General features: G+C 70.2%; 23 protein-coding genes. 8 read left to right on the forward strand and 15 right to left on the reverse strand.

What is annotated here, in order from left to right; all coding sequences use genetic code 11:
- Window positions 1-651 (forward strand): electron transfer flavoprotein subunit alpha/FixB family protein (locus ABZT17_RS14295; protein ID WP_356348096.1); only part of this gene is annotated, 651 nt, incomplete at its 5' end.
- A 46-nt stretch (window positions 652-697) separates the two neighbouring features.
- Here ABZT17_RS14295 and ABZT17_RS14300 read toward each other — a convergent pair.
- Window positions 698-1,864, reverse strand: a complete 1,167-nt coding sequence (locus ABZT17_RS14300; protein ID WP_356348099.1) for an acyl-CoA dehydrogenase family protein — start codon at window positions 1,862-1,864, stop codon at window positions 698-700.
- A gap of 102 nt (window positions 1,865-1,966) precedes the next feature.
- Here ABZT17_RS14300 and ABZT17_RS14305 point away from each other — a divergent pair, with 102 nt between their 5' ends.
- Both ABZT17_RS14305 and ABZT17_RS14310 read left to right on the forward strand, forming a co-directional pair.
- Window positions 1,967-3,457: an AMP-binding protein gene (locus ABZT17_RS14305; protein WP_356348101.1), complete on the forward strand. Its 1,491-nt coding sequence runs from the start codon at window positions 1,967-1,969 to the stop codon at window positions 3,455-3,457.
- A gap of 345 nt (window positions 3,458-3,802) precedes the next feature.
- Window positions 3,803-4,567, forward strand: coding sequence for an SDR family oxidoreductase (locus ABZT17_RS14310; RefSeq protein ID WP_356348103.1), 765 nt, complete (start codon window positions 3,803-3,805; stop codon window positions 4,565-4,567).
- A gap of 73 nt (window positions 4,568-4,640) precedes the next feature.
- Here ABZT17_RS14310 and ABZT17_RS14315 read toward each other — a convergent pair whose 3' ends face one another.
- The 5 genes from ABZT17_RS14315 to ABZT17_RS14335 form a co-directional block, all read right to left on the reverse strand.
- Complete coding sequence (locus ABZT17_RS14315; RefSeq protein WP_356348105.1) at window positions 4,641-5,900, reverse strand: amidohydrolase family protein; 1,260 nt, start codon at window positions 5,898-5,900, stop codon at window positions 4,641-4,643.
- 55 nt (window positions 5,901-5,955) lie between these two features.
- Window positions 5,956-6,285, reverse strand: a complete 330-nt coding sequence (locus ABZT17_RS14320; RefSeq protein WP_356348108.1) for a hypothetical protein — start codon at window positions 6,283-6,285, stop codon at window positions 5,956-5,958.
- Between the two features lie 18 nt (window positions 6,286-6,303).
- Window positions 6,304-7,590 carry an aromatic ring-hydroxylating dioxygenase subunit alpha gene (locus ABZT17_RS14325; protein WP_356348111.1) on the reverse strand — a complete coding sequence of 429 codons (1,287 nt, stop codon included), beginning with the start codon at window positions 7,588-7,590 and terminating at the stop codon, window positions 6,304-6,306.
- Between the two features lie 69 nt (window positions 7,591-7,659).
- A complete protein-coding gene (locus ABZT17_RS14330; RefSeq protein ID WP_356348113.1) occupies window positions 7,660-8,559 on the reverse strand; it encodes an NAD(P)-dependent oxidoreductase in 900 nt (299 codons plus the stop codon).
- Window positions 8,560-8,574: 15 nt separating this feature from the next.
- Window positions 8,575-8,751 (reverse strand): hypothetical protein, encoded by a 177-nt coding sequence (locus ABZT17_RS14335; protein ID WP_356348116.1) that lies wholly within the window; start codon window positions 8,749-8,751, stop codon window positions 8,575-8,577.
- A 178-nt stretch (window positions 8,752-8,929) separates the two neighbouring features.
- Here ABZT17_RS14335 and ABZT17_RS14340 point away from each other — a divergent pair, with 178 nt between their 5' ends.
- Genes ABZT17_RS14340 through ABZT17_RS14350 form a run of 3 tightly spaced genes read left to right on the forward strand, consistent with a single transcriptional unit; the run spans window position 8,930 to window position 10,756 of the window.
- A complete protein-coding gene (locus tag ABZT17_RS14340; RefSeq protein WP_356348119.1) occupies window positions 8,930-10,207 on the forward strand; it encodes a cytochrome P450 in 1,278 nt (425 codons plus the stop codon).
- Window positions 10,208-10,241: 34 nt separating this feature from the next.
- The gene (locus ABZT17_RS14345) at window positions 10,242-10,430 is read left to right on the forward strand and encodes a ferredoxin (RefSeq protein ID WP_356348121.1); all 189 of its coding nucleotides are present in this window, start codon (window positions 10,242-10,244) and stop codon (window positions 10,428-10,430) included.
- A gap of 14 nt (window positions 10,431-10,444) precedes the next feature.
- Window positions 10,445-10,756 carry a DUF1330 domain-containing protein gene (locus tag ABZT17_RS14350; RefSeq protein WP_356348124.1) on the forward strand — a complete coding sequence of 104 codons (312 nt, stop codon included), beginning with the start codon at window positions 10,445-10,447 and terminating at the stop codon, window positions 10,754-10,756.
- Window positions 10,757-10,807: 51 nt separating this feature from the next.
- On the opposite strand, the gene ABZT17_RS14355 is transcribed toward ABZT17_RS14350, so the two are convergent.
- The 3 genes from ABZT17_RS14355 to ABZT17_RS14365 form a co-directional block, all read right to left on the reverse strand.
- Window positions 10,808-11,629 carry an SDR family oxidoreductase gene (locus tag ABZT17_RS14355; RefSeq protein ID WP_356348126.1) on the reverse strand — a complete coding sequence of 274 codons (822 nt, stop codon included), beginning with the start codon at window positions 11,627-11,629 and terminating at the stop codon, window positions 10,808-10,810.
- Window positions 11,630-11,708: 79 nt separating this feature from the next.
- On the reverse strand, window positions 11,709-12,167 hold the full coding sequence (locus ABZT17_RS14360; protein ID WP_356348128.1) for a VOC family protein: 459 nt from the start codon (window positions 12,165-12,167) through the stop codon (window positions 11,709-11,711).
- The gene (locus ABZT17_RS14365) at window positions 12,164-12,850 is read right to left on the reverse strand and encodes a helix-turn-helix domain-containing protein (protein ID WP_356348130.1); all 687 of its coding nucleotides are present in this window, start codon (window positions 12,848-12,850) and stop codon (window positions 12,164-12,166) included. The genes ABZT17_RS14360 and ABZT17_RS14365 overlap by 4 nt, the downstream gene beginning before the upstream one ends.
- 37 nt (window positions 12,851-12,887) lie before the next feature.
- On the opposite strand from ABZT17_RS14365, the gene ABZT17_RS14370 reads away from it, so the two are divergent.
- Window positions 12,888-14,207 (forward strand): acyl-CoA dehydrogenase family protein, encoded by a 1,320-nt coding sequence (locus tag ABZT17_RS14370; protein ID WP_356348132.1) that lies wholly within the window; start codon window positions 12,888-12,890, stop codon window positions 14,205-14,207.
- Window positions 14,204-15,232, forward strand: coding sequence for a phosphotransferase family protein (locus ABZT17_RS14375; RefSeq protein WP_356348134.1), 1,029 nt, complete (start codon window positions 14,204-14,206; stop codon window positions 15,230-15,232). The genes ABZT17_RS14370 and ABZT17_RS14375 overlap by 4 nt, the downstream gene beginning before the upstream one ends.
- Window positions 15,233-15,238: 6 nt before the next feature.
- Here the strand turns inward: ABZT17_RS14375 and ABZT17_RS14380 are convergent, their stop codons facing one another.
- The 6 genes from ABZT17_RS14380 to ABZT17_RS14405 are packed head-to-tail and all read right to left on the reverse strand — an operon-like array spanning window position 15,239 to window position 21,573.
- Entirely contained in the window at window positions 15,239-16,387 is a 1,149-nt protein-coding gene (locus tag ABZT17_RS14380; protein WP_356348136.1) for an acyl-CoA dehydrogenase family protein, read from the reverse strand.
- A 12-nt stretch (window positions 16,388-16,399) separates the two neighbouring features.
- Window positions 16,400-17,533, reverse strand: coding sequence for a thiolase family protein (locus ABZT17_RS14385; protein WP_356348138.1), 1,134 nt, complete (start codon window positions 17,531-17,533; stop codon window positions 16,400-16,402).
- Window positions 17,518-18,342, reverse strand: coding sequence for an enoyl-CoA hydratase (locus ABZT17_RS14390; RefSeq protein ID WP_356348140.1), 825 nt, complete (start codon window positions 18,340-18,342; stop codon window positions 17,518-17,520). The genes ABZT17_RS14385 and ABZT17_RS14390 overlap by 16 nt, the downstream gene beginning before the upstream one ends.
- Entirely contained in the window at window positions 18,339-19,508 is a 1,170-nt protein-coding gene (locus ABZT17_RS14395) for a CaiB/BaiF CoA-transferase family protein (protein WP_356348142.1), read from the reverse strand. Before ABZT17_RS14395 ends, ABZT17_RS14390 begins: the two co-directional genes overlap by 4 nt.
- On the reverse strand, window positions 19,508-20,275 hold the full coding sequence (locus ABZT17_RS14400; RefSeq protein ID WP_356348144.1) for an SDR family NAD(P)-dependent oxidoreductase: 768 nt from the start codon (window positions 20,273-20,275) through the stop codon (window positions 19,508-19,510). Before ABZT17_RS14400 ends, ABZT17_RS14395 begins: the two co-directional genes overlap by 1 nt.
- Window positions 20,275-21,573 (reverse strand): amidohydrolase family protein, encoded by a 1,299-nt coding sequence (locus ABZT17_RS14405; protein ID WP_356348146.1) that lies wholly within the window; start codon window positions 21,571-21,573, stop codon window positions 20,275-20,277. Before ABZT17_RS14405 ends, ABZT17_RS14400 begins: the two co-directional genes overlap by 1 nt.
- Window positions 21,574-21,581 lie beyond the last annotated feature (8 nt).

The raw sequence follows: 21,581 nt of genomic DNA on the forward strand, positions 1-21,581 counted from the left end.
CTGCGCACCGGCTCCGGCATCATCACCGACGCCGTCGACCTGGAAGCCGGCGACGAGGGCCCGGTGGCCACCCAGTCGGTGTTCGCCGCCTCCTTCACCACCACCTCCCGCGTCATCAAGGGCACCCCGGTCATCACCGTCAAGCCCAACTCCGCCGCCGTCGAGCCCGCCCCGGCCGCCGGCACCGTGGAAGAACTCGCCGTGACGTTCTCCGAGAAGGCACGGGGCACCAAGGTCACCGGCCGCACCCCGCGCGAGTCGACCGGCCGCCCGGAACTGACCGAGGCCGCGATCGTGGTCTCCGGCGGCCGCGGCGTCAACGGCGCCGAGAACTTCGCCCTCATCGAGGCCCTCGCCGACTCCCTCGGCGCGGCCGTGGGCGCCTCACGCGCCGCGGTGGACGCGGGCTGGTACCCCCACACCAACCAGGTCGGCCAGACCGGCAAGAGCGTCTCACCCCAGCTGTACATCGCCAACGGCATCTCCGGCGCCATCCAGCACCGCGCCGGCATGCAGACCTCCAAGACCATCGTCGCCGTCAACAAGGACGCCGAAGCCCCCATCTTCGACCTCGTCGACTACGGCGTCGTCGGCGACCTCTTCGACGTCGTCCCCGCCCTCACCGAGGAGATCAACACCCGCAAGGGCTGAGGGTGTTCAGCGCGTCCACGCATTCTGGGGCTGTCCGGGCCGGGGTTCAGTACGACCTGGGCAGCCCCAGCACGTGCTGGGACACGTAGTTGAGCACCATCTCCTGGCTGATGGGCGCGAGTCGCAGCAGCCGTGACTCACGGAAGTACCGCTCCACGTGGTACTCACGGGCGTACCCCATGCCGCCCAGGGTCTGCACCGCCCGGTCCGCGGCCTGGAAACCGGCGTCGGCGCACAGGAACTTGGCCATGTTGGCCTCACGGCCGCACTCCAGGCCCCGGTCGTAGCGCCAGGCTGCGTTGCGGGCCATCAGACGGGCGGCGTCGAGGCGGGTGAGTGCCTCGGCGAGCGGAAACGCGATTCCCTGGTTCCGGCCGATGGGGCGGCCGAAGACAACGCGGTCGCGGGCGTAGCGGGTGGCGGCGTCGAGGGCGGCCCGGCCGAGGCCGAGAGCTTCGTGGGCGAGCAGGATGCGCTCGGGGTTGAGTCCGTCGAGAAGGTAGCGGAAGCCCTCGCCCTCCTCGCCGATGCGGGCACGCGCCGGCACTCGCAGACCGTCGATGAAGATCTCGTTGGACGCGACGGCGTTGCGGCCCATCTTGGGGATCGGCCGGATGTCCATCGCCGTGCGGTCGACGTCGACGAGGAAGACCGAGATGCCCTTGGTCGGCTTGTCCACCTGGTCGCGCGGGGTGGTACGGGCCAGGAGAACCATCTTCTGCGAGTCGCCGGCCTTGGTGATCCAGATCTTGCGGCCGTCGATGACGTAGTGGTCGCCGTCGCGGCGGGCGAAGGTGGAGATGCTGGTGGTGTCGGTGCCGGCGTCGGGTTCGGTGACACCGAAGCAGACGTGCAGGTCTCCGGCGGCGGCGTGCGGGAGGACCTCGCGGCGGAGTTCCTCGCTGCCGTGCCGGGCCAGGACGTTGAGGCCGAAGATGGTCAGGTGCATGGTGCTGCAGCCGTTCATGCCGGCGCCCGAGGCGGCCACCTCCTCCAGTAGGAGGGACGCTTCCAGGACACCGAGTCCTCCGCCGCCGTACTCCTCGGGGACCGCGATGCCCAGCCAGCCGGCCTTGGCGAAGGCGTCGTAGAAGCTCCAGGGGAACTCGGCCTTCTCGTCCTGCTCGGCCCAGTACCCGGGGCCGAACGAGGCGGCGAGTTCACGGACGCCCGCGCGGATGTCCTCCTGCTGCTCGGTCAGCTCGAAATCCACGGGGCTCCCTGGGACGCAAGTCCGGCGCACGACTATGGAGAATGATATTTTCTCCCAGGTAGAATATCGTTCGCAGCCGGGGAGTGGAAGGAAGGGGCCACCTTGAACATCGCGATGCTGCTCGACATGGCCGTGGCGGGCGATCCCGACCGGGTGGCGATCGGACGGCGCGACTCCGGGACGACCTGTGCGGAGCTGCGGGATACGGCGGCCGGGGTCGCGGCCGTCGTGCGCCGGTCCGGGGCAAGAGAGTTGGTGTTCGCCGGGGTCAACGGCCCGGCCTTTCCGATGATGTTGTTCGGTGCCGCCCTGGCGGGCGTACCTCTGGTGCCCGTCAACTACCGTCTGTCCGCCGAGGCGTTGACCGGTCTGCTGCAGCACACGGAGAAGCCTCTCGTGGTGGCGGACGAGGCGTTCGCGGGCGTGTTCGGCGAGGCGGGCCTCGATGTCCGCACCCCTGAGGCGCTGTTGGCACAGGGGCGCGCCGCCGAGCCGGTGGACGGGCCGGAGGGCTCCCCGGACGACCCGGCCGTGCTGCTGTTCACCAGCGGGACGACGGCGGCTCCCAAAGCCGCCGTGCTGCGTCACCGCCATCTGACCAGCTACGTCCTGCAGACCGTGGACTTCGCGTCCGCCGCCCCCGACGACGCCGTCCTGGCCGCCGTGCCGCCCTACCACGTCGCAGGCATCGGCTCCGTGCTGAGCAACCTCTACGCCGGGCGCCGGATGGTGCACCTCGGCAGCTTCGAGCCGGGCGCCTGGCTGGACCTGGTGCGCTCCGAGGGCATCACCTCGGCCATGGTCGTACCGACCATGCTGGCCCGCGTCGTCGAGCACCTCGGCGGCGGCCCGGCGGACGTCCCCACGCTGCGCGCGCTGGCGTACGGCGGTGCCCGGATGCCGCACACGGTGCTGGAGGCGGCTCTGCGCGCCTTCCCCGACACCGGGTTCACCAACGCCTACGGCCTCACCGAGACCAGTTCCACCATCGCCCTGCTCGGCCCGGACGACCACCGCGCCGCGCTCTCCTCCGACGACCCGGCGGTCCGTGCCCGTCTGCGCTCGGCCGGCCGCATGGTGCCGGGCGTGGAGGGGCAGATCCGGGACGCCGCCGGTGGCGTCCAACCCCCCGGCGCCCCGGGCGAGTTGTGGGTGCGCGGCCCTCAGGTGTCCGGCGAGTACAAGGGCGCTGCGGCCCTGCTCGACGGCGAAGGCTGGTTCCACACCCGCGATCTGGCCCATTTCGACGCCGAGGGCTATCTGTTCATCGAGGGACGCGCGGACGACACCATCATCCGCGGCGGCGAGAACATCGCTCCCGCGGAGGTGGAGGACGTTCTCCTGCGCCACACAGCGGTGCGCGAGGCCGCAGTGGTCGGCATACCGGACGAGGAATGGGGCGAACGGATCGCCGCGTTCGTGGTCACCCACGAGGGAGCGGCCGTCGACGCCGAAACCCTGCGGGCCTGGGTGCGCACACATCTGCGCGGGTCCAAGACCCCGGACGCGGTGGTGTTCCGCGACGAACTCCCCTACACCCCGACCGGAAAGCTGCTGCGGCGCCGCCTGGTGACCACGGCGCCGGACGACTGACCCAGCAGCGGCTCCGAGGGCTCATCGCGCCGGCACCGCCCGTATCTGCCTCTGCGTCACCTTGCGCAGCACCAGGGTGGGGTCGCAGAGCGTCCAGGAGGGCGGTCCAGGGGCCGCCCAGGGCGGGAAGGTCGGCGAGGATCCGGTCGGCCCAGGGCTCGCCCGGATTGAGGACGGGGCCAGGTATCCGGTCGAGCACGGGTCAGGCGATCGCCGACTCCCAGCCGCCCTCGACATACGAACGGCGCAGCAGGCCCACGACACTGCCGGGCAGTCGCCGCCCGGCGTCCAGGATGCAGGGTGTGTGAGATTCCTATTCTCCTCCAGTGATGACATCATTACCGCATGACGTCGTTCGCAGAGCTTCACGACCTGACGGGCAAGGTGGCCGTCGTCACCGGCGGTTCGCGTGGGATCGGGCGGGCCATTGTGCAGACGCTGGCCGAGGCCGGTGCCGATGTGGTCGTCGCCTCGCGCAAGGGTGAGGCGTGCCGGGCGGTGGCCGAGGAGGTGCGGGGGGCGACCGGGCGGCGGGCCGTCGGGGTCGCCTGCCATGTCGGGCGCTGGGACGACTGCGAACGGCTGGTCGCCGAGGCGGTCGAGCAGTTCGGAGGGCTCGACGTGCTCGTCAACAACGCCGGGATGTCGCCGATGTACGAGAGCCTCGACGCCGTGAGCGAGGAGCTCTACGACAAGACACTCGCCGTGAACCTGAAGGGCCCCTTCCGGCTCGCGGTGCTCGCAGCGAAGTACATGGCGGATCACGGGGGCGGGTCGATCATCAACATCGGCACCGCCGGTTCCCTGATGGCGAGTGTGCACGAGCTGCCGTACGCCTGCGCCAAGGCCGGCCTGAACGCCCTCACGGTCGGCCTGGCGGAGGCATACGCCCCGAAGGTGCGCGTGAACGCGATTCTGCCGGGGCCGGTGCTGACCGACGCCCACAAGGCCTGGGCCGCCGAGGACTTCGACACGTCGTTCGTGCCGTTGGGCAGGCTGGGCGTGCCGGACGATGTGGCGCCGCTGGCCCTGCACTTCGCGAGCGCCGCCTCCAGTTTCACGACCGGTGCGATCGTCCGGGTCGACGGGGGCATCACCCGCAAGGTGTGAATGCCGTTGCGACCACGCGAGAGCCGCGGTTCCGTCGGGAACCGCGGCTCTCGCATCCCCCCGCCGTCGCCGATCAGGCTTCGGAGGCGTCCTGCCGGTACACCTGACCGCCCTTCATCACGAACCGCACGTCCTGCGTCACCCCGATGTCCGTCAGCGGGTCGCCTGGGACGGCGATGATGTCGGCCAGAAGTCCCGGTTCGAGGCGGCCACGGTCGTCGGCGTCGATCAGGTCGGCGGCGACGACCGTGGCGGCGCGCAACGCGTCGACCGGCCGCATGCCCCGGTCGACGAGGGCGATCAGTTCCTTGGCGCCCCTGCCGTGCGGGACGGCGGGGGCGTCGGTGCCGAGGGCGACCTTGACGCCACGCCTGATCGCCCGGGCGGTGGACTCACGGGCCCGCGGGAAGACCTCGGCGGCCTTGGCCTGGAGTTCCGGATCGGCGTGGGCGGTGTTCATGCCCTCGGTCAGATACGTCGTCGCGACGAGGAACGTGCCGCGTTCGGCCATCAGGTCGAGGGTGGAGTCACCGGCGAGGAAGCCGTGTTCGATGCAGTCGACACCCGCCTCGACGGCCGCCCGGATCGCCGTGTCCCCCATACAGTGCGCGGCGACCTTGACCCCGGCCCGGTGCGCCTCGTCGACGATGGCCCGCAGCTCCTCGTCCGAGTACTGCTGGGCACCGGCCGGCCCGGTGTGCGACATGACCCCGTTGGAGGCGCACACCTTGATCACCCGGGCACCGTACTTGAGCTGGTACCGGACCGCCTTGCGCACCTCCGCGACACCGTCGGCGATGCCCTCCTCCACGGTCAGCGGCAGCACGCCCGGCGCGAACGCCTGGAACATCGTCGGGTCGAGATGACCGCCGGTGGGCGCGATCGCGTGTCCGGCGGGCACGATCCGCGGGCCGTCGACCCAGCCGAGGTCGATCGCCTTCTTCAGCGCCACGTCCAGGAGCACGCCCCCGCTCTGCACGAACAGACCGAGGTTGCGTACGGTCGTCCAGCCGTGCCGGAGGGTGCGGCCGGCGTTGGCGACCGCGCGCAGGGTGCGTACGGCCGGGTCCTCCTGGACGGGGATGAGCGGGCTGCGGTGGTCGGGTCCGCCGAGGAAGAGGTTGACCTCCATGTCCATCAGCCCCGGCAGCAGGGTGACGTCGCCGAGATCGAGTACGACGGCGTCGGACGGGACGGTGGCCGGGGCGACGGCCTTGATGCGCTCGCCTTCCACCAACAGGTCACCCGGCTCGACCAGTTCGCCTTTGTCGATGTCGACCATACGGGCGGCGCGCAGACGGATCGGCGGCTGCGGCTCGCGCGACCGGGCCATCACACCGCTCCGGCAAGGAAGGCTGCTCCGTCGGAGAATGCGGCTCTCACGTCACTCACACCGCCGGCTCGGCCACGGCGTCGATGCTCGCCGCGCCGGTGTCGGGCACCTTGGGCTGGCGCCAGGCTTCCACCGAGAAGGCGACGGTCACGAGCGCGCAGAACAGCCACAGCAGATGCTTGTCCGGTTCGGAGATGTCCTCCATGGACACGTTCCGCAGATAGTCCGTGCCGGATGCGAGAAGGGGGAACGCGGCGTTGTAGAACGTGTCGAGCTCGTCCATGGTGCTGGCGATCCGCTTGGCGTATCGGGCCTTCTCGGTCGGGACCGCCCAGTCGGCGAACGGCTCCAGCGCGGCGAACTCGGGGGGAAAGACGGGGGCCATGGTTCGGGTCTCCTCGGTTCAGGACGCGGCCGGGGCGCCGGACGTGCGCTGCTGGTGGTCGCGTACGAACTGACGGGCGGTGCCGTGCAGATGGCGCAGGAGAACCTCCTGGTCGTTCAGCGGGAACTGCCCTACCGCCCGCGATTCGAGCATGCTCTGGGTCGCCTCCAGGGTGTTGCCGTCCTGCAGCCCGTACTCCTTGAAGGAGACGACGGCCAGCTCCTGCTGCAGCCGCTGGAAGGCGTTCTCCGGAGGCACGAAGTAGCACGTGGCCTCGAAGATGTGCGTGTTGTACGAGGTCGGCCAGTAGTGGTACGTCAGCACCCAGTTCGGCCGCCAGATCAGCAGCATGAAGTTGGGGAAGAAGACGAACGAATCCATGCCCCAGCGTGGGTCCTTGGTCGGGTTGACGGCCGGTGGCAGATCCGCCGTCTCGAGGCCGATGTCGGGCGCCTCCCAGGGGCCGAACAGGCCACTGCGCAGGGCGCCTTCGATGGGCTTGACCATTTTGCGGTCGTGCGGTGGGGCGATGCCTCCCCAGGAGGAGACCATGCTGTGCGGGCCGTCGATGTCGTAGTGCAGCGCCTCGTAGCCGTACTTCTGGATCTTGCGGGCCTCGTCGGAGACGTACTGGCCGGCGTGCAGGATCGGCGCGTGGTAGAACTCGGCGAACGCGTCGATGAACAGCTTCCAGTTGGCGCCGATCTCGGCCCGGTACCTGTGCGCCTGGGTCATCTTGTGGAACGGGTAGCCCTCGATGCCCTTGGCGAACTCGCCCAGGTACTCCCGTAGCGGAGTGGTGTTCTCGGGGTCGAGGTTGACGAAGACGAACCCCTCCCAGACCTCCGTCCGCACGCCCTTGAGGCCGTACTGCGACTTGTCGAGGTCGAAGAACTCCTGCTCCTGCTGGACGAAGGTGAGCTTGCCCTCGAGGTCGTAGCGCCAGGCGTGGTACTTGCAGGTGAACTGGCGGCAGACCCCGCCGGTCTCCTCGCGCGGGAAGTCGTTCCACACGAGCTTGTTGCCGCGGTGCCGGCACACGTTGTGGAAGGCGCGCACCTCGTCGTCCATGCCGCGCACCACGATCACGGAGGCTCCGGCCGCGTCCAGCTCCTTGGTGAAGTAGCTGCCCCGCTTGGGCAGTTGCTCCACCCGGCCGACGTTCAGCCAGGTCCGCCGGAAGATCGCCTCCCGCTCCAGCTCGTAGTGCTCGGGCGAGATCGAGTCCTCGTACGACACCGGTTCCGTGTCGATCTTGAGGTGTGCGGTCCAGCTGCCCGCCTCGGGCTTCTTGAAGTGCGCCATGGGGTCTGGTCCTCCATTCGCTTGTACGGAGGGGACTCACGATAATCTCAGTCTCTCCGAATGAGAATGCTATTCTCGCTCTTCAGTGGGCGTCAAGTCGGCCACGGGTCGGGAACCCTCCATGTACGGGAAGATCCGGGTGAAGTCGGCCCCCGGTTCCGCCTCGGCGAACTGCCGCCACAACGCGCCGATCGCCTCACCGATCCACGCCGGACCGCCGTACTCGGCGACCTCACGCAGATAGAGCCGTACGTCCTTGTCCATCAGGGAGTTGGTGAACCCGGCGGCGTAGCGACCGGTCAGGACATGACGCGGGAACTTCTCGCTGGTCGCCACGCTCCGCCCGCTGGAGCCGTTCAGGACGTCCAGCATGGTGGCCATGTCGAGCCCCGCGGCCAGGCCGAAGGCGACGGCCTCGCTGGTGGCGGCGAGGGTGGTCGCGGAGAGGAAGTTGTTGGCGAGCTTGAGGGCCTGGGCCATTCCGGGGCGGTCACCGACCCTGCGGCGACGGTCACTGAGGCCCGAGAGGACCGTTTCCACACGGGAGCAGGTCTCGTCGCCCCCCGCGTACATGACGGTGAGAGTGCGGGCGTGGGCCCCGGCGACACCGCCGGACACGGGGGCGTCGACGTATCCGATCTTCTCCTCGGCCAGCAGCTCGGCGATGGCTCCTGCGGCGCTTACGCCGATCGTGGAGGTGTCGACGATGTACCGCACCCGCCGGTCGGCGGCTTCCAGAACGGCCTGGGCCACCTGCCGCGAGGCGACTCCGTCAGGCAGGCTGAGTACCAACACCTCTACTCTGCGGGCGACTTCGGCGACGGCGGGCACATGTACGGCCCCTTCGGGCGACCGCCGCGGACCGAGCGCGTCGTGCGTCACCACCGTATGACCGGCTCCTACGAGGTTGCCGGCCAGGACGCTGCCCATGTTGCCGAGCCCGACGAAACCGACGTTCTCCCCGCTCACGAACCCGCCTCCCGCTCAGCGCGCACGTCCTTCACCGCCCGCCCGGCCGCACTTCCCGCGGGCACGGAACTCCTCCGCGTCCACATAGGCGTCGCGGAGGACTTCGCGACGCATGCCGTGGGCGACGCGCAGCCGCTCTTCGGTCTCTTCGGTCTCCTCGGTGGTTTCCGCTGTCTCTTCGGTCGCTTCCACGGGGCTGGCTCCCTGGTGGCCGTTGGAGAGAGAGGCCGGGCCGGTCGCCGTAGGCAGCCCCGCCCGCAATGCGAGAATGACACTCTCCAAAATGTACAGCCAGCATTCCAGCAGTTGGAGAATTGTGCTACCGTCCCTGGTCGTCCGGGTGGCCGACCGAGAGGGAGCCGAGCAGACCGTGAGCGACTTCGAGGCGATCGACTTCTTCCGGGACGAGACGCTCGTCGCCGACCCCTATCCCTACTTCGACGCCCTGCGGGTTCGGTGTCCGGTCCATCGCGAGAGCCATCACGACGTGATGATGGTGACCGGGTACGAAGAGGCGGTGCAGGTCTACAACGACACCGAGAACTTCTCCGCCTGCGTCTCGGTGAGCGGCCCCTTCCCGGGGTTCCCGGTGCCGCTGGAGGGCGACGACGTCAGCGCGTTGATCGAGCGCCACCGGGACGAGCTGCCGATGAGCGACCAGCTCCCCACCATGGACCCGCCCACGCACACCGACCACCGCGCGCTGCTGATGCGGCTGATCACACCCAAGCGCCTCAAGGAGAACGAGGCGTCCATGTGGCACCTCGCGGACGGGCTGCTCGACACCTATCTCGCCCCGGGCGAGGGCGAGTTCATCAGCGGCTTCGCCGGGCCCTTCACTCTCCTCGTCATCGCCGACCTGCTCGGGGTCCCCGAGGAGGACCGTCAGGACTTCATGAACCACCTCCAGCGCCGCCCGCAGGACGGGGGTGGCGTCGGCAGCACCGGCGAGGACACGATGCACCACTCGCCGCTGGAGTACCTCTACGGACGTTTCACGACGTACGTCGAGGAGCGGCGGCGCGAACCGCGCGAGGACGTGCTCACGGGCCTCGCCACCGCGACCTTCCCCGACGGCTCCACGCCCGAGGTCATCGACGTCGTCCGCGTCGCGGCCAACCTGTTCGCGGCCGGCCAGGAGACGACCGTCCGGCTGCTGAGTTCCGCGCTCAGGATCCTCGCCGAACGGCCGGAGCTGCAGCGGCTGTTGCGCGCCGAACGGGACCGTATCCCCAACTTCATCGAGGAGACGCTGCGCGCGGAGAGCCCGGTCAAGGGCGACTTCCGGCTGTCGAAGGTGCCGACCACGGTGGGCGGCGTCGACGTCCCGGCCGGGACCACGCTGATGGTGCTGAACGGTGCGGCGAACCGCGACCCCCGTCAGTTCGAGGACCCGGCGGCCTTCGACGTCGGCCGGGCCAACGTCCGCCGGCACCTCGCCTTCGGGCGCGGCCCGCACACCTGCCCCGGGGCGCCACTCGCCCGCGCCGAGGCCCGCGTGACCCTGGAACGGCTTCTGGACCGCACCTCGGAGATCAGGATCGCCGAGCGGGTGCACGGCCCCGCCGGCGCCCGCCGCTACCAGTACGTGCCGACCTTCATCCTGCGCGGTCTGACCCATCTCGACCTGGAGTGGAACCAGGCATGACGGAGGCCGCCGAAGCGAAGTGGAGCGAGGTCCGATGAAGGTCACCGTCGACGACGACCGCTGCCGCGGGCACGGGGTGTGCTGCTCGATCTGCCCCGAGGTCTTCGACCTGAGCGACGACGGCTATGCCGTCGTCGACTCCCCCGACGTCCCCGCCGTGCACGAGGACGCGGTGCGCTCGGCCGCCGCGATGTGCCCCGAGCGCGCCATCACCGTGAGCTGACGACGAGGAGAGCCATGCCGAAGGGATACGTCATTCTCACCGAGTCCATCAAGGACCCGGCGGGCATCGCCGCCTACGGCAGGGCAGCCGCGCCCTCCCTGGCCGAGAACGGCGGTCGTGTCCTGGCGGCCGACCCCGCGCCGGAGGTCCTGGAGGGCGACTGGCACGGGAACCAGACCGTCGTCCTGGAGTTCGAGTCCGTCGAGGCCGCGCGGGCCTGGTACGCGTCGGACGCCTACACGAGGGCCAGGCCGCTCAGGCAGGCGGCCGCCGACACCAACGCGGTGATCGTCTCCGGTCTCACCCTGCCGCCGACGGCGCGATGACCGCCGTAGAGCTGCCCTGAGACTCTCGGCTCAGGGCGGCCCTGCATCCGTTCATGACCTCGCCGCCAGCCCGGCGCGCACGCCCCCGTCGACCAGGATGTCGACGCCGGTGAGGAAGGACGCCTCGTCCGACAGCAGGAAGGCGACCACCGCGGCGAGTTCCTCGGGACGGCCCTCCCGGCCGAGCGCCGACTGCTCGACGAGGGCCTTCATCGACGGGTGGTGCTCGGCCTCCTGACGGCCCTGCGGGGTGGCGACGATGCCGGGCGAGACCGAGCAGACCCGTGCACCGGCCCCTCCGATCCGCACGGCCTCCCGCTGGACGAAGCGCTGAACCCCACGCTTGGCCCAGCTGTACGCCGTCCCCGGGTCCTCGATACCCGGTCCGACGGCCTCACGGATGCGGGCGAGGAAGTCCTCCGCGAGGGGATCCGCCAGGGCCGCCTCGACCGCGGGCCGCGGTGCGGTGTCGCCGAACAGCGCGGCCATCGAGGCGAAGCACACCATCGCCGTCCCCTCGGTGGCGAGCGGACGCAGTGTCTCGGCGAGCAGGGCCGTACCGACGAGGTCGACCGTGAGGATACGGCGCCAGTCGGCCATGGTGGGCGAGATGCCGGCGGCGTGGGCGACGGCGCGCAGCGCGCCCAGCTCGCGGGCGCGGGCGGCGAGCCGGGTCAGGCCGTCGCGGTGGGTGACGTCGAGGACGTGCGGCTCGGCGACGGTCCCATGGGTGGACAGCTCTTCTGCCGCTTCGGTAACGGCGTTCTCGTCCAGGTCGACCATCAGCAGCCGGTCGACGGTTCCGACCAGACGCCGTGCGCACTCCAGGCCCATACCGCGCCCGGCGCCGGTCACGATTCCCACGGTGGTCATCTGCACTCCTCTCGAAACGCCTCCCGAACGACGTGCGCGCTGTGCCGGACCGGCGCGACGCACACGAGGTGCACGACGGTCATGAGGGCCTGCGGCCGGTCGCCCAGTACTGCTCCAGAACGGGCTGGAGAGCGCGCGTCACGAGTTCGACGCGGGGGCCGGTGGCGCTGCGGTGGAACGCCCAGTACGGCGTCCCGTCGGGGCGCTTGCCGAGGGCCTCGACGGCGTGACCGTGCCGGGCGAGTTCGGCCGAGTCGGCGGCCACGTCGTCGGACCAGTAGCCCAGGTGGTGGACACCGGAATCGGCGGCCGGTTCCCAGAGGGTGCCCGGGACGCGCCGGACCAGCTCCAGCCGTGGCACGGACATCGAGTACATGGACCGCAGGTCGAGGACCCGGTCGCCGTCGGGCAGGGTCACCTGGGCGGGTGCGCCGAGTTCCTCGCACCACTGGTAGCCGAACAGTTCCGTGAGTTCGGCCGCCTCCGTCGCGATGTCGTCGACGACGATCCCGACGTGGAACTGGTCACTGCTCTTCACTCGTGGGCCTCCTCGGGTGAGACGGTGCGCAGGCAGAACCGGGTGATGTGGTCGATGTCGGCGCGGGTGGGCGGCACCCGCTGCCACAGGTGGTCGGCGAGCCTGCCGACCGTGGCGTGGGCGGCGAGCGAGGCGTCCAAGTCGGGCCGGTCGCTGCCGAGTCGGGCGTACGGCTCGCGCAGCAGGGTCGCCAGCCGGTCGGCGATGGTGGGCGGGCCGGCCAGGAACCCCTCCCCCACGCTCTGCGCGTTCCACATGACCGCGAGGGTCGTCGCCGCGGTCTCCTCGTCCATCGCCTGCGACAGCACGCCCTCGACCCAGCGGCGCACCTGGCCTTGGGCCGCCGCCTCCTTCGCCATCTGGTGGGCGATGTAGCCGCACAGGCGCTCGGCGCCGTCCTCCATGATCGCGGCGACCAGGGCGTCCTTGGACCGGAAGTGCCGGTAGAAGGCGTCGTTGGACAGTCCGGCCGCCGTCACGATGTCGGCGACCCGTGGCCGGGAGGCGGTGCCGCGGCGCCGCATGACCTCAAGCGCGGCGTCGAGGAGCGCACGGACCTCGCCGGCGTAGTGGGCGCCGCGTCGGGCGAGGGTGCGCCGGGCGATCCGGTCGGCGATGTCGCCTCCTTCCGCCAGCCCTTCAGAAGCATCATTCCAAGTTGAGGTAATTGTATTCTCTTTCATGAGAACGCTATTCTGGCAGCCGCCGGAAGGAGACACAATGCCGTGGGACTTCGAAACCGAACCGGACTACCAGGCACAGCTGGACTGGGCGGACCAGTTCGTGCGGGAGGAGGTCGAGCCCCTCGATCTCCTGTGGGACGGCCTGCAGTTCACCCCGCCCGACGAGACCCTGCGCCGCGTCCTCGACCCGCTCAAGAAGGAGGTGCGGGCGCACGGACTCTGGGCGACCCACCTCGGCCCCGAGTTGGGCGGTGAGGGACATGGGCAGGTCAAGCTGTGCCTGCTCAATGAGATCCTGGGCCGTTCCTCCTGGGCCCCGATCGTCTTCGGCTGCCAGGCCCCGGACACGGGCAACGCCGAGATCCTCGCGCACTACGGGACGCGGGCACAGAAGGACCGCTATCTGCGCCCCCTGCTGGAGGGGGAGATCTTCTCCTGCTACTCGATGACCGAGCCCCAGGCGGGCGCCGATCCCAAGGAGTTCACCACCCGGGCGGTGCGCGAGGGCGACGAGTGGGTCGTCAACGGATGGAAGTACTTCTCGTCCAACGCCAGGACGGCCGCGTTCTTCATCGTGATGGCGGTGACGGACCCGGACGGGGACCCGTACAAGAGCATGTCGATGTTCCTGGTGCCCGCCGAGACCCCCGGCATCCGCATCGAGCGCAACGTCGCCCTGGCGGGTGAGCCGGAAGAACGTGGTTCTCACGCGCTGGTGCACTACGAGGACGTACGGGTGCCGGCCGACGCGCTGCTGGGCGGTGAGGGCCAGGCGTTCGTGATCGCGCAGACCCGGCTGGGCGGTGGGCGGGTGCATCACGCGATGCGGACCATCGGGCTCGCGGGCAAGGCGTTCGACATGATGTGCGAGCGGGCGCTGAGCCGGCACACGCAGGGCACCGTGCTGGCCGACAAGCAGTTCGTGCAGGGGCACATAGCCGACTCGTGGGCGCAGTTGACGCAGTTCCGGCTGGCGGTGCTGCACACCGCCTGGAAGATCGACAAGTACAACGACTACCGCAAGGTCCGCAAGGACATCGCGATGGTGAAGGTGCTGCTGCCGGGTGTGCTGCACGACATCGCACACCGCGCGATCCAGGTGCACGGCGCGCTCGGTGTCAGCGGTGACATGCCGCTGTTCCGGATGCTGCTGGGCGCCAGCGTCCTCGGTATCGCCGACGGGCCGACCGAGGTGCACAAGGTGACCGTCGCCCGGCAGGTGCTGCGTGACCACAAGGCGAGTGACGACCTGTGGCCGAGCGGCTATCTCCCCAAGCGGGTCGCGGCGGCGCGGACCAAGTACGCGGAGTTCCTGGACCAGAAGGCCGCCCCCGAGGCCGGGGCGGGGTCCCGATGATCGATGCCGAACGTCTGGCGGGCTGGCTGGACGAGTCCGGGCTGCCCGGGAAGGGCGAGCCGATCGAGGCCCGCCATGTCTCGGGCGGCGCGCAGAACGAGATCTACGAGATCCGGCGCGGCGAGTTCCACGCGGCCCTGCGCATTCCACCGCCGACCGCGCCGACCGCCCGTGACGAGGGCATCCTGCGGGAGTGGCGGATCACCGAGGCGCTGAACGGCACGGACGTCCCGCACACCGAGGCGATCGCCGTGTGCACGGACACCGAGGTTCTTGGACGGACGTTCTATCTGATGGAGTTCGTCGACGGCTGGTCGCCGATGTCCCACACGGGCGGGCATGGCTGGCCGGCCCCCTTCGACACTGACCTCGAAGTCCGTGCCGGGCTCGCGTATCAGCTGGCCGAGGGCGCGGCCCTGCTCGGCCGGGTGGACTGGCGGGCCAAGGGGCTGGGGGACCTCGGACGTCCGGAGGGTTTCCACGAGCGCCAAGTGGACCGCTGGAGCCGCTACTTGGAGCGGGTGAAGACCCGCGAGCTGCCCGGCTTCGACGTGGCCGCGGCCTGGCTGCGTACCCACAAGCCGCTCGACTACGTCCCCGGTCTCATGCACGGCGACTACCAGTTCGCCAACGTCATGTACCGGCACGGCGGGCCGGCCAGGCTGGCCGCGATCGTCGACTGGGAGATGGGCACGGTCGGCGACCCCAAGCTGGACCTCGCCTGGATGCTCCGTGGCTGGCCCGAGGACACCGGCGCGCCCGAGGCGGCCACCGCCTCCTATGTCGACCTCAGTGGCATGCCCTCGCGGGAGGCGCTCATCCGGCGCTACTCCGAGGTGTCCGGCCGCCAGGTCGACGACATGGACTACTACGACGTTCTCGCCCAGTGGAAACTGGGTGTGGTGCTGGAGCAGGGCTTCCACCGGGCCGGGGACAACGAGAAGTTGCGGTCCTTCGGGCCGATGGTGCTGCAACTGATGCGGAGCGCGGCGGAGTTGGCGGAGACGACACGGTACGGAACCTGACCCGCCTCACAGCCCCAGCGACTTGGCGATGATCACCTTCATCACCTCGCTGGTCCCGGCGTAGATCCGGGTGATCCGCGCGTCGGCGTACAGGCGTGCTATCGGGTACTCGGCCATGTACCCGTAGCCGCCGAAGAGCTGGAGACAGCGGTCGACGGCGCGGGCCTGCATCTCGGTGCAGAACAGCTTCACCTTCGCGGCGTCCGCGCCGGAGAGTTCGCCGTCCACCAGGTCGAGGACCGCACGGTCCAGCATGGTCTGCGCGGCCTCGATCTCGGCCGCCACGGCGGCGAGTTCGAACTTGGTGTTCTGGAAGGACGCCACCGTCCTCCCGAAGACCTCGCGCTCCTTGACGTAGGCGAGGGTCGTCTCCAGCGCGGCCCGCGCCTGCGCCACCGAGCCGACCGCCACCGTCATCCGCTCCTGGGGGAGGTTGTGGCCGAGGTAGCCGAAGGCGGCCCCTTCCTCCCCCAGCCGGTTGGCGACCGGCACCCGTACGCCGTCGAAGGCCAGCTCCACCGTGTCCTGGACCTTGATGCCCATCTTGTCGAGCACCCGTCCCCGGCCGAAGCCGGGCATGCCGTCCTCGACGACCAGCAGGGTCAGGCCCGCGCGTCGGTCGGCGGGGTCGGTCGAGGTGCGGGCCACCACGATCACCAGGTCGGCCAGCAGACCTCCGGTGATGAAGGTCTTGGCCCCGTTGAGGACGTACGAGTCCCCGTCGCGTACGGCTGTGGTGCGGATGCCGGCGAGGTCGGAGCCGGTGCCCGGTTCGGTCATGGCGATGGCGGTGAGCAGCTCGCCGGCGGCGAGTCCGGGGAACCAGCGCCGGCGCTGGTCCTGGTCGGCGTAGGCGAGGAAGTAGGGCAGGACGACGTCGAGTTGGGTGCGGACGGTGCCCAGGGTGACCAGGGCGCGGGCGGCTTCCTCCTGGAGGACGACGTTGTAGCGGTAGTCGTCCAGGCCGGCCCCGCCGTACTCCTTCGGGACGGCCATGCCCAACAGGCCGAGTGAGCCCAGCTGTTGGAAGATCGCACGCGGCAGACGCCCGGCCTTCTCCCAGTCCGCGTAGTTCGGGACGACCTCCTTGGCCACGAACTCCCGTACCAGCTCGCGGAACGCCTCGTGGTCGGCGGTGTAGATGTCTCGGCGCACCGGTACCCCTCTTCAGACGGCGAGTTCGACGAGTGTGGCGTTGGCCGTGCCGCCGCCCTCGCACATGCTCTGCAGGCCGTAGCGGATGCCGCGGTCGCGCATGTGGTGGATCATGCGGGTCATCAGGACGGCGCCGGACCCGCCCAGCGGGTGGCCGAGCGCGATGGCTCCCCCGAGCGGGTTGAGCAGCTCGGGATCGGCGCCGGTCTCGGCGAGCCATGCGAGCGGGATCGGGGCGAACGCCTCGTTGACCTCGAAGACGCCGACCTCCGACAGCGCCACGCCCGCCTTGGCCAGCACCTTCTCCGTCGCCGGGATCGGGCCGGTCAGCATGAGCACCGGGTCGGCGCCGACCACCGCTCCCGAGCGGTGGCGCACGAGGGGGGTGAGCCCCAACTCCCGTGCCTTTTCGGGTGTCATGACGAGAAGGGCCGCCGCGCCGTCGGAGATCTGGGAGGCGTTGCCCGCGTGGATGACGCCGTCGTCGAGGAAGGCGGGCCTCAGTCCGGCGAGCTTCCCGACCGTGGTCCCGCGCCGGATTCCCTCGTCGGCCCTCACCTCGCCCACGGGGACGATCTGGGCGTCGAAGGCGCCACTGTCCTGGGCGGCGGCGGCTCGTTCATGGGAAAGGGCGGCGAACGCGTCCAACTCGGCACGTGTGAAGCCCCATTTCTGCGCGATCTTCTCGGCGGAGACACCCTGGTCGAAGGAGAATCCGTGGTACCGGGCGAGGACCCGGGGTCCGTACGGCATCCCGGTGGTCCGTGATGAGCCGAGCGGCACCCGGCTCATCACCTCGACCCCGCCCGCCACGACGACGTCCTGCCGGCCCGACATGACGGCCTGGGCGGCGAAGTCGAGGGCCTGCTGGCTGGATCCGCAGGCCCGGTTCACGGTCGTGCCGGGGACGGTCTCTGGCCAGCCGGCCGCGAGGACGGCGTAGCGGCCGATGTTGCTGGACTGGTCGCCCACCTGGGAGACGCAGCCCCAGATGACGTCGTCGACGACCGCCGGGTCGATGCCGGTGCGTTCGGCGAGGGCGTCGAGGACGATCGCGGAGAGGTCCACCGCGTGTGCCTCCGACAGGCCGCCGCCCCGTTTGCCGACGGGTGTGCGGACGGCCTCGACGATCACTGCTTCGCGCATGAAGGGTCCTCCGGAGGGGGCAGTCGGTACCAGCGGCCGGTGAAACGTGGTTCTCGCTTCTCGGCGAAGGCCGCATACGCCTCGGTGATGTCCGTCGAGGCGAAGTTCACCGTCTGGGCCCGGGCCTCACCGGCGAGGGCCTCGCGCAGTGTGCGGTCGGCTCCTTCGTTCAGCAGGGCCTTGGTCTGCGCGAGGGCGAGCGGCGGTCCGGCTGCCAGCCGGTCGGCCAGGTCGGCGACGTACTTGTCGATCTCCTCGGTCGGCACCACCCAGGTCACGAGGTTCAGCGACCGGGCCTCCTCGGCGTCGATCATCTCGGCCAGCAGGGCGAGCCGCTTGGCCTGTTGGAGTCCCGCCAGCTTGGGCAGCAGCCAGGAGCCGCCCGCGTCCGGGGACAGTCCGCGGCGCGTGAAGATCTGCGAGAACCGGCTTTCCGGGGTCGCCACGACCAGGTCGCATCCCAGGGCCAGGTTCCAGCCCGCACCGACCGCCACCCCGTTCACCTTGGCGATCGTCGGGACCGGCAACTCGTGCAGCAGCAGGGCGACTTCGTTGATGTCGCGCACCTTGTCCAGGGGATGCCGGGTGTCGGCGCCGGCGCTGGTGAGGTCGGCGCCGGAACAGAACGCTCCCCCCGCGCCGGTGAGGACCAGCGTCCGTACGCGCTCGTCGCGCGAGGCCTCGGTGAGCGCGTGCCGCAGGGCCGCCCACAACTCGCGGTCGACGGCGTTCCTGCGGTGCGGCCGGTTCAGGGTCACAGTCCGCACGCCGGCGCTGTCGCCCACCAGCAGTGCGGGCCGTCCGGTCACCGCTCGCCCCGCAGTTCGGCGATCTCCTCGCCGGTGAGGCCCAGTTCGGCGAGGACCTTGTCGGTGTGTTCGCCGAGGCCGGGTACGGCGCCCATCGGGGGGTCGTAGCCGGAGATGACCGGAGGCGGCACAAGGGCCGGTATCGGTCCGGCGGGTGTGTCGACACGGCGCCAGCGGTCCCGGGCCGCGAGGTGCGGGTGGGCGAGGACGTCGTTCGGCGTGTTGTAGCGGGCGTTCCCGATGCCGGCGTCGTCGGCGCGCCGCTGGACGTACGCCAGGTCGTGCCGGGCGCACCACTCGCCGAGCGCGGTGTCCAGCAGCTCCCGGTGCTCGACCCGGCCGGGGTTGGTGCGCAGGCGCTCGTCGTCCGCGAGGTCGGGGCGGTCGAGCAACTCCCGTGCCAGGCGCTGCCATTCACGGTCGTTGGTGGTACCGAGGACGACCGTGTGACCGTCGGCGGTGGCGTAGGCGCCGTAGGGCGCGACGGCGGGTGAGCTCATGCCGATGGGCTCGGGCTCCAGACCCGAGTGCCGGGTGTAGGTCAGCGGGTAGCCCATCAGCTCGGCCATGGTGTCGAACAGGCTCACCGCGACGGAACGCCCGCGCTCGCCCGCGTAGAGCAGCGACACGATGGACAGGGCGGTGTAGAGGCCGGTGGCGGTGTCGGCGATCGGCGGACCGGGTTTGGCCGGTGCCCCGGGGTGGCCGGTGACCGCACAGACGCCGGACTCGGCCTGGACCAGAAGGTCGTAGGCCCGTTTGTGGGAGAGCGGGCCGCCCGGTCCGTAGCCGTCGATCTCCACTGCGATCAGGCGGGGATGACGGACCGTCAAGTCCGCTGGTGCCAGGCCTAGTTTGCCCGTGGTGCCCGGGGCGAGGTTGGAGACCAGGACGTCGGCGCGGTCGAGCAGGCGGTGCAGGATCGCCATGCCCGCGCGGGACTTGAGGTCGAGTGCGAGCGACTCCTTGCCGCGGTTGGCCCAGACGAAGTGGGCGGCGAGGCCGTTCACCACGTCGTCGATGTGCCGGGCGGAGTCGCCTCCGTCCGGGTTCTCCACCTTGATGACCCGGGCTCCGAAGTCGCTCAGGATCCGGGTGCACATGGGGGCGGAGACGGCTTGCTCCAGCGCCACTACCGTGACGCCGGAGAGGGGTCCGTCGGGCATCAGATCACCAGACCGCCGTCCACCGGCAGGACTTGGCCGGTGACGAAGGAGGCCGCGTCCGAGGCGAGGAAGACGAAGGCTCCGGCGACCTCCTCGGGTTCGGCCCAGCGGCCGAGCGGGATACGGGCGAGCATGGTGGCGGCGAACTTCTCGTCGGTGCGGATGGTCTCGGTCATGGGAGTGGCCGCCAGGGGTGCCAGGGCGTTGACCTTGATCTGCCGGCGGGCGAGTTCCCTGGCGAGGGACTTGGTCATGCCGATGATCGCGGCCTTGGCCGCCGAGTAGTCGACCTGGCCGAGCGTGCCGGTGAGGCCGGCCGACGAGGTGACGTTGATGATGCGCCCCGTGCCGTCGGTGGGCAGATACGGGAGTGCGGCCTGGGAACAGGTGAAGGTGCCCATGACATGGATGTCGAGCAGTCGCCGGAAGGCGTCCTCGGCGAGGTCCCAGAACATGGCCGGCGCGGTCACGCCGGCGTTGTTCACGAGGACGTGCAGCGTCCCGTCGGTGAGTGCGGCGGCCCGGGCCACCGCGGCCTCGGCGGCGTCCCGGGCGCGGACGTCGAGCACGGCGCTGTCCGCCGTACCGCCCGCCGCGCCGATCTTGCCGGCGACCGTGGCGGCGGCCGTTCCGTCCACGTCGGTGACCAGGACGGCTGCTCCGGCCCGGGCGAGGGCGTGGGCCACGGCGGCACCGATACCGCCGGCCGCCCCGGTGACCAGCGCCGAACGGCCGGTCAGGTCGAACAGCCCGTTCTCGTGGGCCATTACTTGCTCGCCGCTGCGACAGCCGCGCGCGCCCGCTGGCGGTAGGCCTCCAGCTTGTCGACCGGTTCCGTGACCTGCCGGCTGCGCGGCCGGATGCTGACGTCATGGCCCGCGGCGGCCCGGCGCAGGGCGCCGACCGTGGCCCGCTCGCGCGGAATGTGCGAGAACGGGTCGAAGGAGTACCAGCGCATGGCGTTCTCGTGGGTGATCTTCACGATGTCCGCGTCCGGCACATCGAATTCTTCGAGCACGCCGTGGAGCTGTTCCGGGGCGTCCGGCCACAGGGAGTCGCTGTGCGGGTAGTCGCCCTCCCAGCAGATGTTGTCGATACCGATCTCGTGCCGCAGCTTCACACCCAGCCTGTCGGTGATGAAGCAGGTCAGGAAGTGCTCGCGGAACTTCTCCGACGGCAGCTTCCCGCCGAAGTCCTGGAGGGTCCACGCCGCGTGCATCTCGAAGGTGCGGTCGACACGCTCCAGGAAGTAGGGGATCCAGCCCGTTCCGCCTTCCGAGAGGGCGATTTTCAGGTCGGGGAAGTCCTTCAGGGTCCGCGACCACAGCAGGTCGGCCGCGGCCTGGACGAGGTTGATCGGCTGAAGTGTGATCATCACGTCCGGCGGCGAGTCGACGGACGGGATGGCCAGGCGGCCGGAGGAGCCGATGTGCACCGACAGAACGGTGCCGGTGTCGCAGGCGGCCTGCCAGACCGGGTTCCAGTACGGGTCGTGGAAGCTCGGGTAGCCGAGGACCGCGGGGTTCTCCGGGAAGGTCATCGAGTGGCATCCCTTGGCCGCGACCCGCCGTATCTCGGCCGCGCACAGCTCGGCGGACCAGATCGCGGGCAGCGCCATCGGGATGAAGCGGCCCGGGTAGGCACCGCACCACTCGTCGATGTGCCAGTCGTTGTACGCCCGCACCAGCGCGAGGGAGAAGTCGGAGTCCTCGGTGGCGAACATGCGCGCGGAGAACCCGGGGAAGGACGGGAAGTTCATCTGCGCCAGCACACCACCCGCGTTCATGTCCTTGATCCGCTCGTGGACGTCGTAGCAGCCGGGCCGGATCTCGTCCATGCCCTGCGGGTCGAGGCCGTACTCCTCCTTGGGCCGGCCGGCCACGGCGTTGAGAGCGGCGTTCCCGACGCTGTTGTCGCGGAAGTGCCAGCGGTCGCTGCCGTCCTCGCGGTGGACGAGTTTGGGCGCGTCGTCGAGGTACTTCTTCGGCAGGTGGTTCACGAAGATGTCCGGCGGCTCGATGATGTGGTCGTCGACGCTGATGAGGATCAGATCGTCCTTGTTCATGCGAGGTA

Origin of the sequence: Streptomyces sp. NPDC005648, assembly GCF_040605395.1 — a bacterium.
Classification (GTDB): domain Bacteria; phylum Actinomycetota; class Actinomycetes; order Streptomycetales; family Streptomycetaceae; genus Streptomyces.

Coding starts and splice junctions, on each gene's coding strand:
- ABZT17_RS14395 (WP_356348142.1), bottom strand. CDS start 19,508: ATGCCCGACGGACCCCTCTCCGGCGTCACGGTAGTGGCGCTGGAGCAA.
- ABZT17_RS14375 (WP_356348134.1), top strand. CDS start 14,204: ATGATCGATGCCGAACGTCTGGCGGGCTGGCTGGACGAGTCCGGGCTG.
- ABZT17_RS14345 (WP_356348121.1), top strand. CDS start 10,242: ATGAAGGTCACCGTCGACGACGACCGCTGCCGCGGGCACGGGGTGTGC.
- ABZT17_RS14350 (WP_356348124.1), top strand. CDS start 10,445: ATGCCGAAGGGATACGTCATTCTCACCGAGTCCATCAAGGACCCGGCG.
- ABZT17_RS14385 (WP_356348138.1), bottom strand. CDS start 17,533: ATGCGCGAAGCAGTGATCGTCGAGGCCGTCCGCACACCCGTCGGCAAA.
- ABZT17_RS14365 (WP_356348130.1), bottom strand. CDS start 12,850: ATGAAAGAGAATACAATTACCTCAACTTGGAATGATGCTTCTGAAGGG.
- ABZT17_RS14310 (WP_356348103.1), top strand. CDS start 3,803: ATGACGTCGTTCGCAGAGCTTCACGACCTGACGGGCAAGGTGGCCGTC.
- ABZT17_RS14400 (WP_356348144.1), bottom strand. CDS start 20,275: ATGGCCCACGAGAACGGGCTGTTCGACCTGACCGGCCGTTCGGCGCTG.
- ABZT17_RS14405 (WP_356348146.1), bottom strand. CDS start 21,573: ATGAACAAGGACGATCTGATCCTCATCAGCGTCGACGACCACATCATC.
- ABZT17_RS14320 (WP_356348108.1), bottom strand. CDS start 6,285: ATGGCCCCCGTCTTTCCCCCCGAGTTCGCCGCGCTGGAGCCGTTCGCC.
- ABZT17_RS14355 (WP_356348126.1), bottom strand. CDS start 11,629: ATGACCACCGTGGGAATCGTGACCGGCGCCGGGCGCGGTATGGGCCTG.
- ABZT17_RS14370 (WP_356348132.1), top strand. CDS start 12,888: ATGCCGTGGGACTTCGAAACCGAACCGGACTACCAGGCACAGCTGGAC.
- ABZT17_RS14315 (WP_356348105.1), bottom strand. CDS start 5,900: ATGGCCCGGTCGCGCGAGCCGCAGCCGCCGATCCGTCTGCGCGCCGCC.
- ABZT17_RS14325 (WP_356348111.1), bottom strand. CDS start 7,590: ATGGCGCACTTCAAGAAGCCCGAGGCGGGCAGCTGGACCGCACACCTC.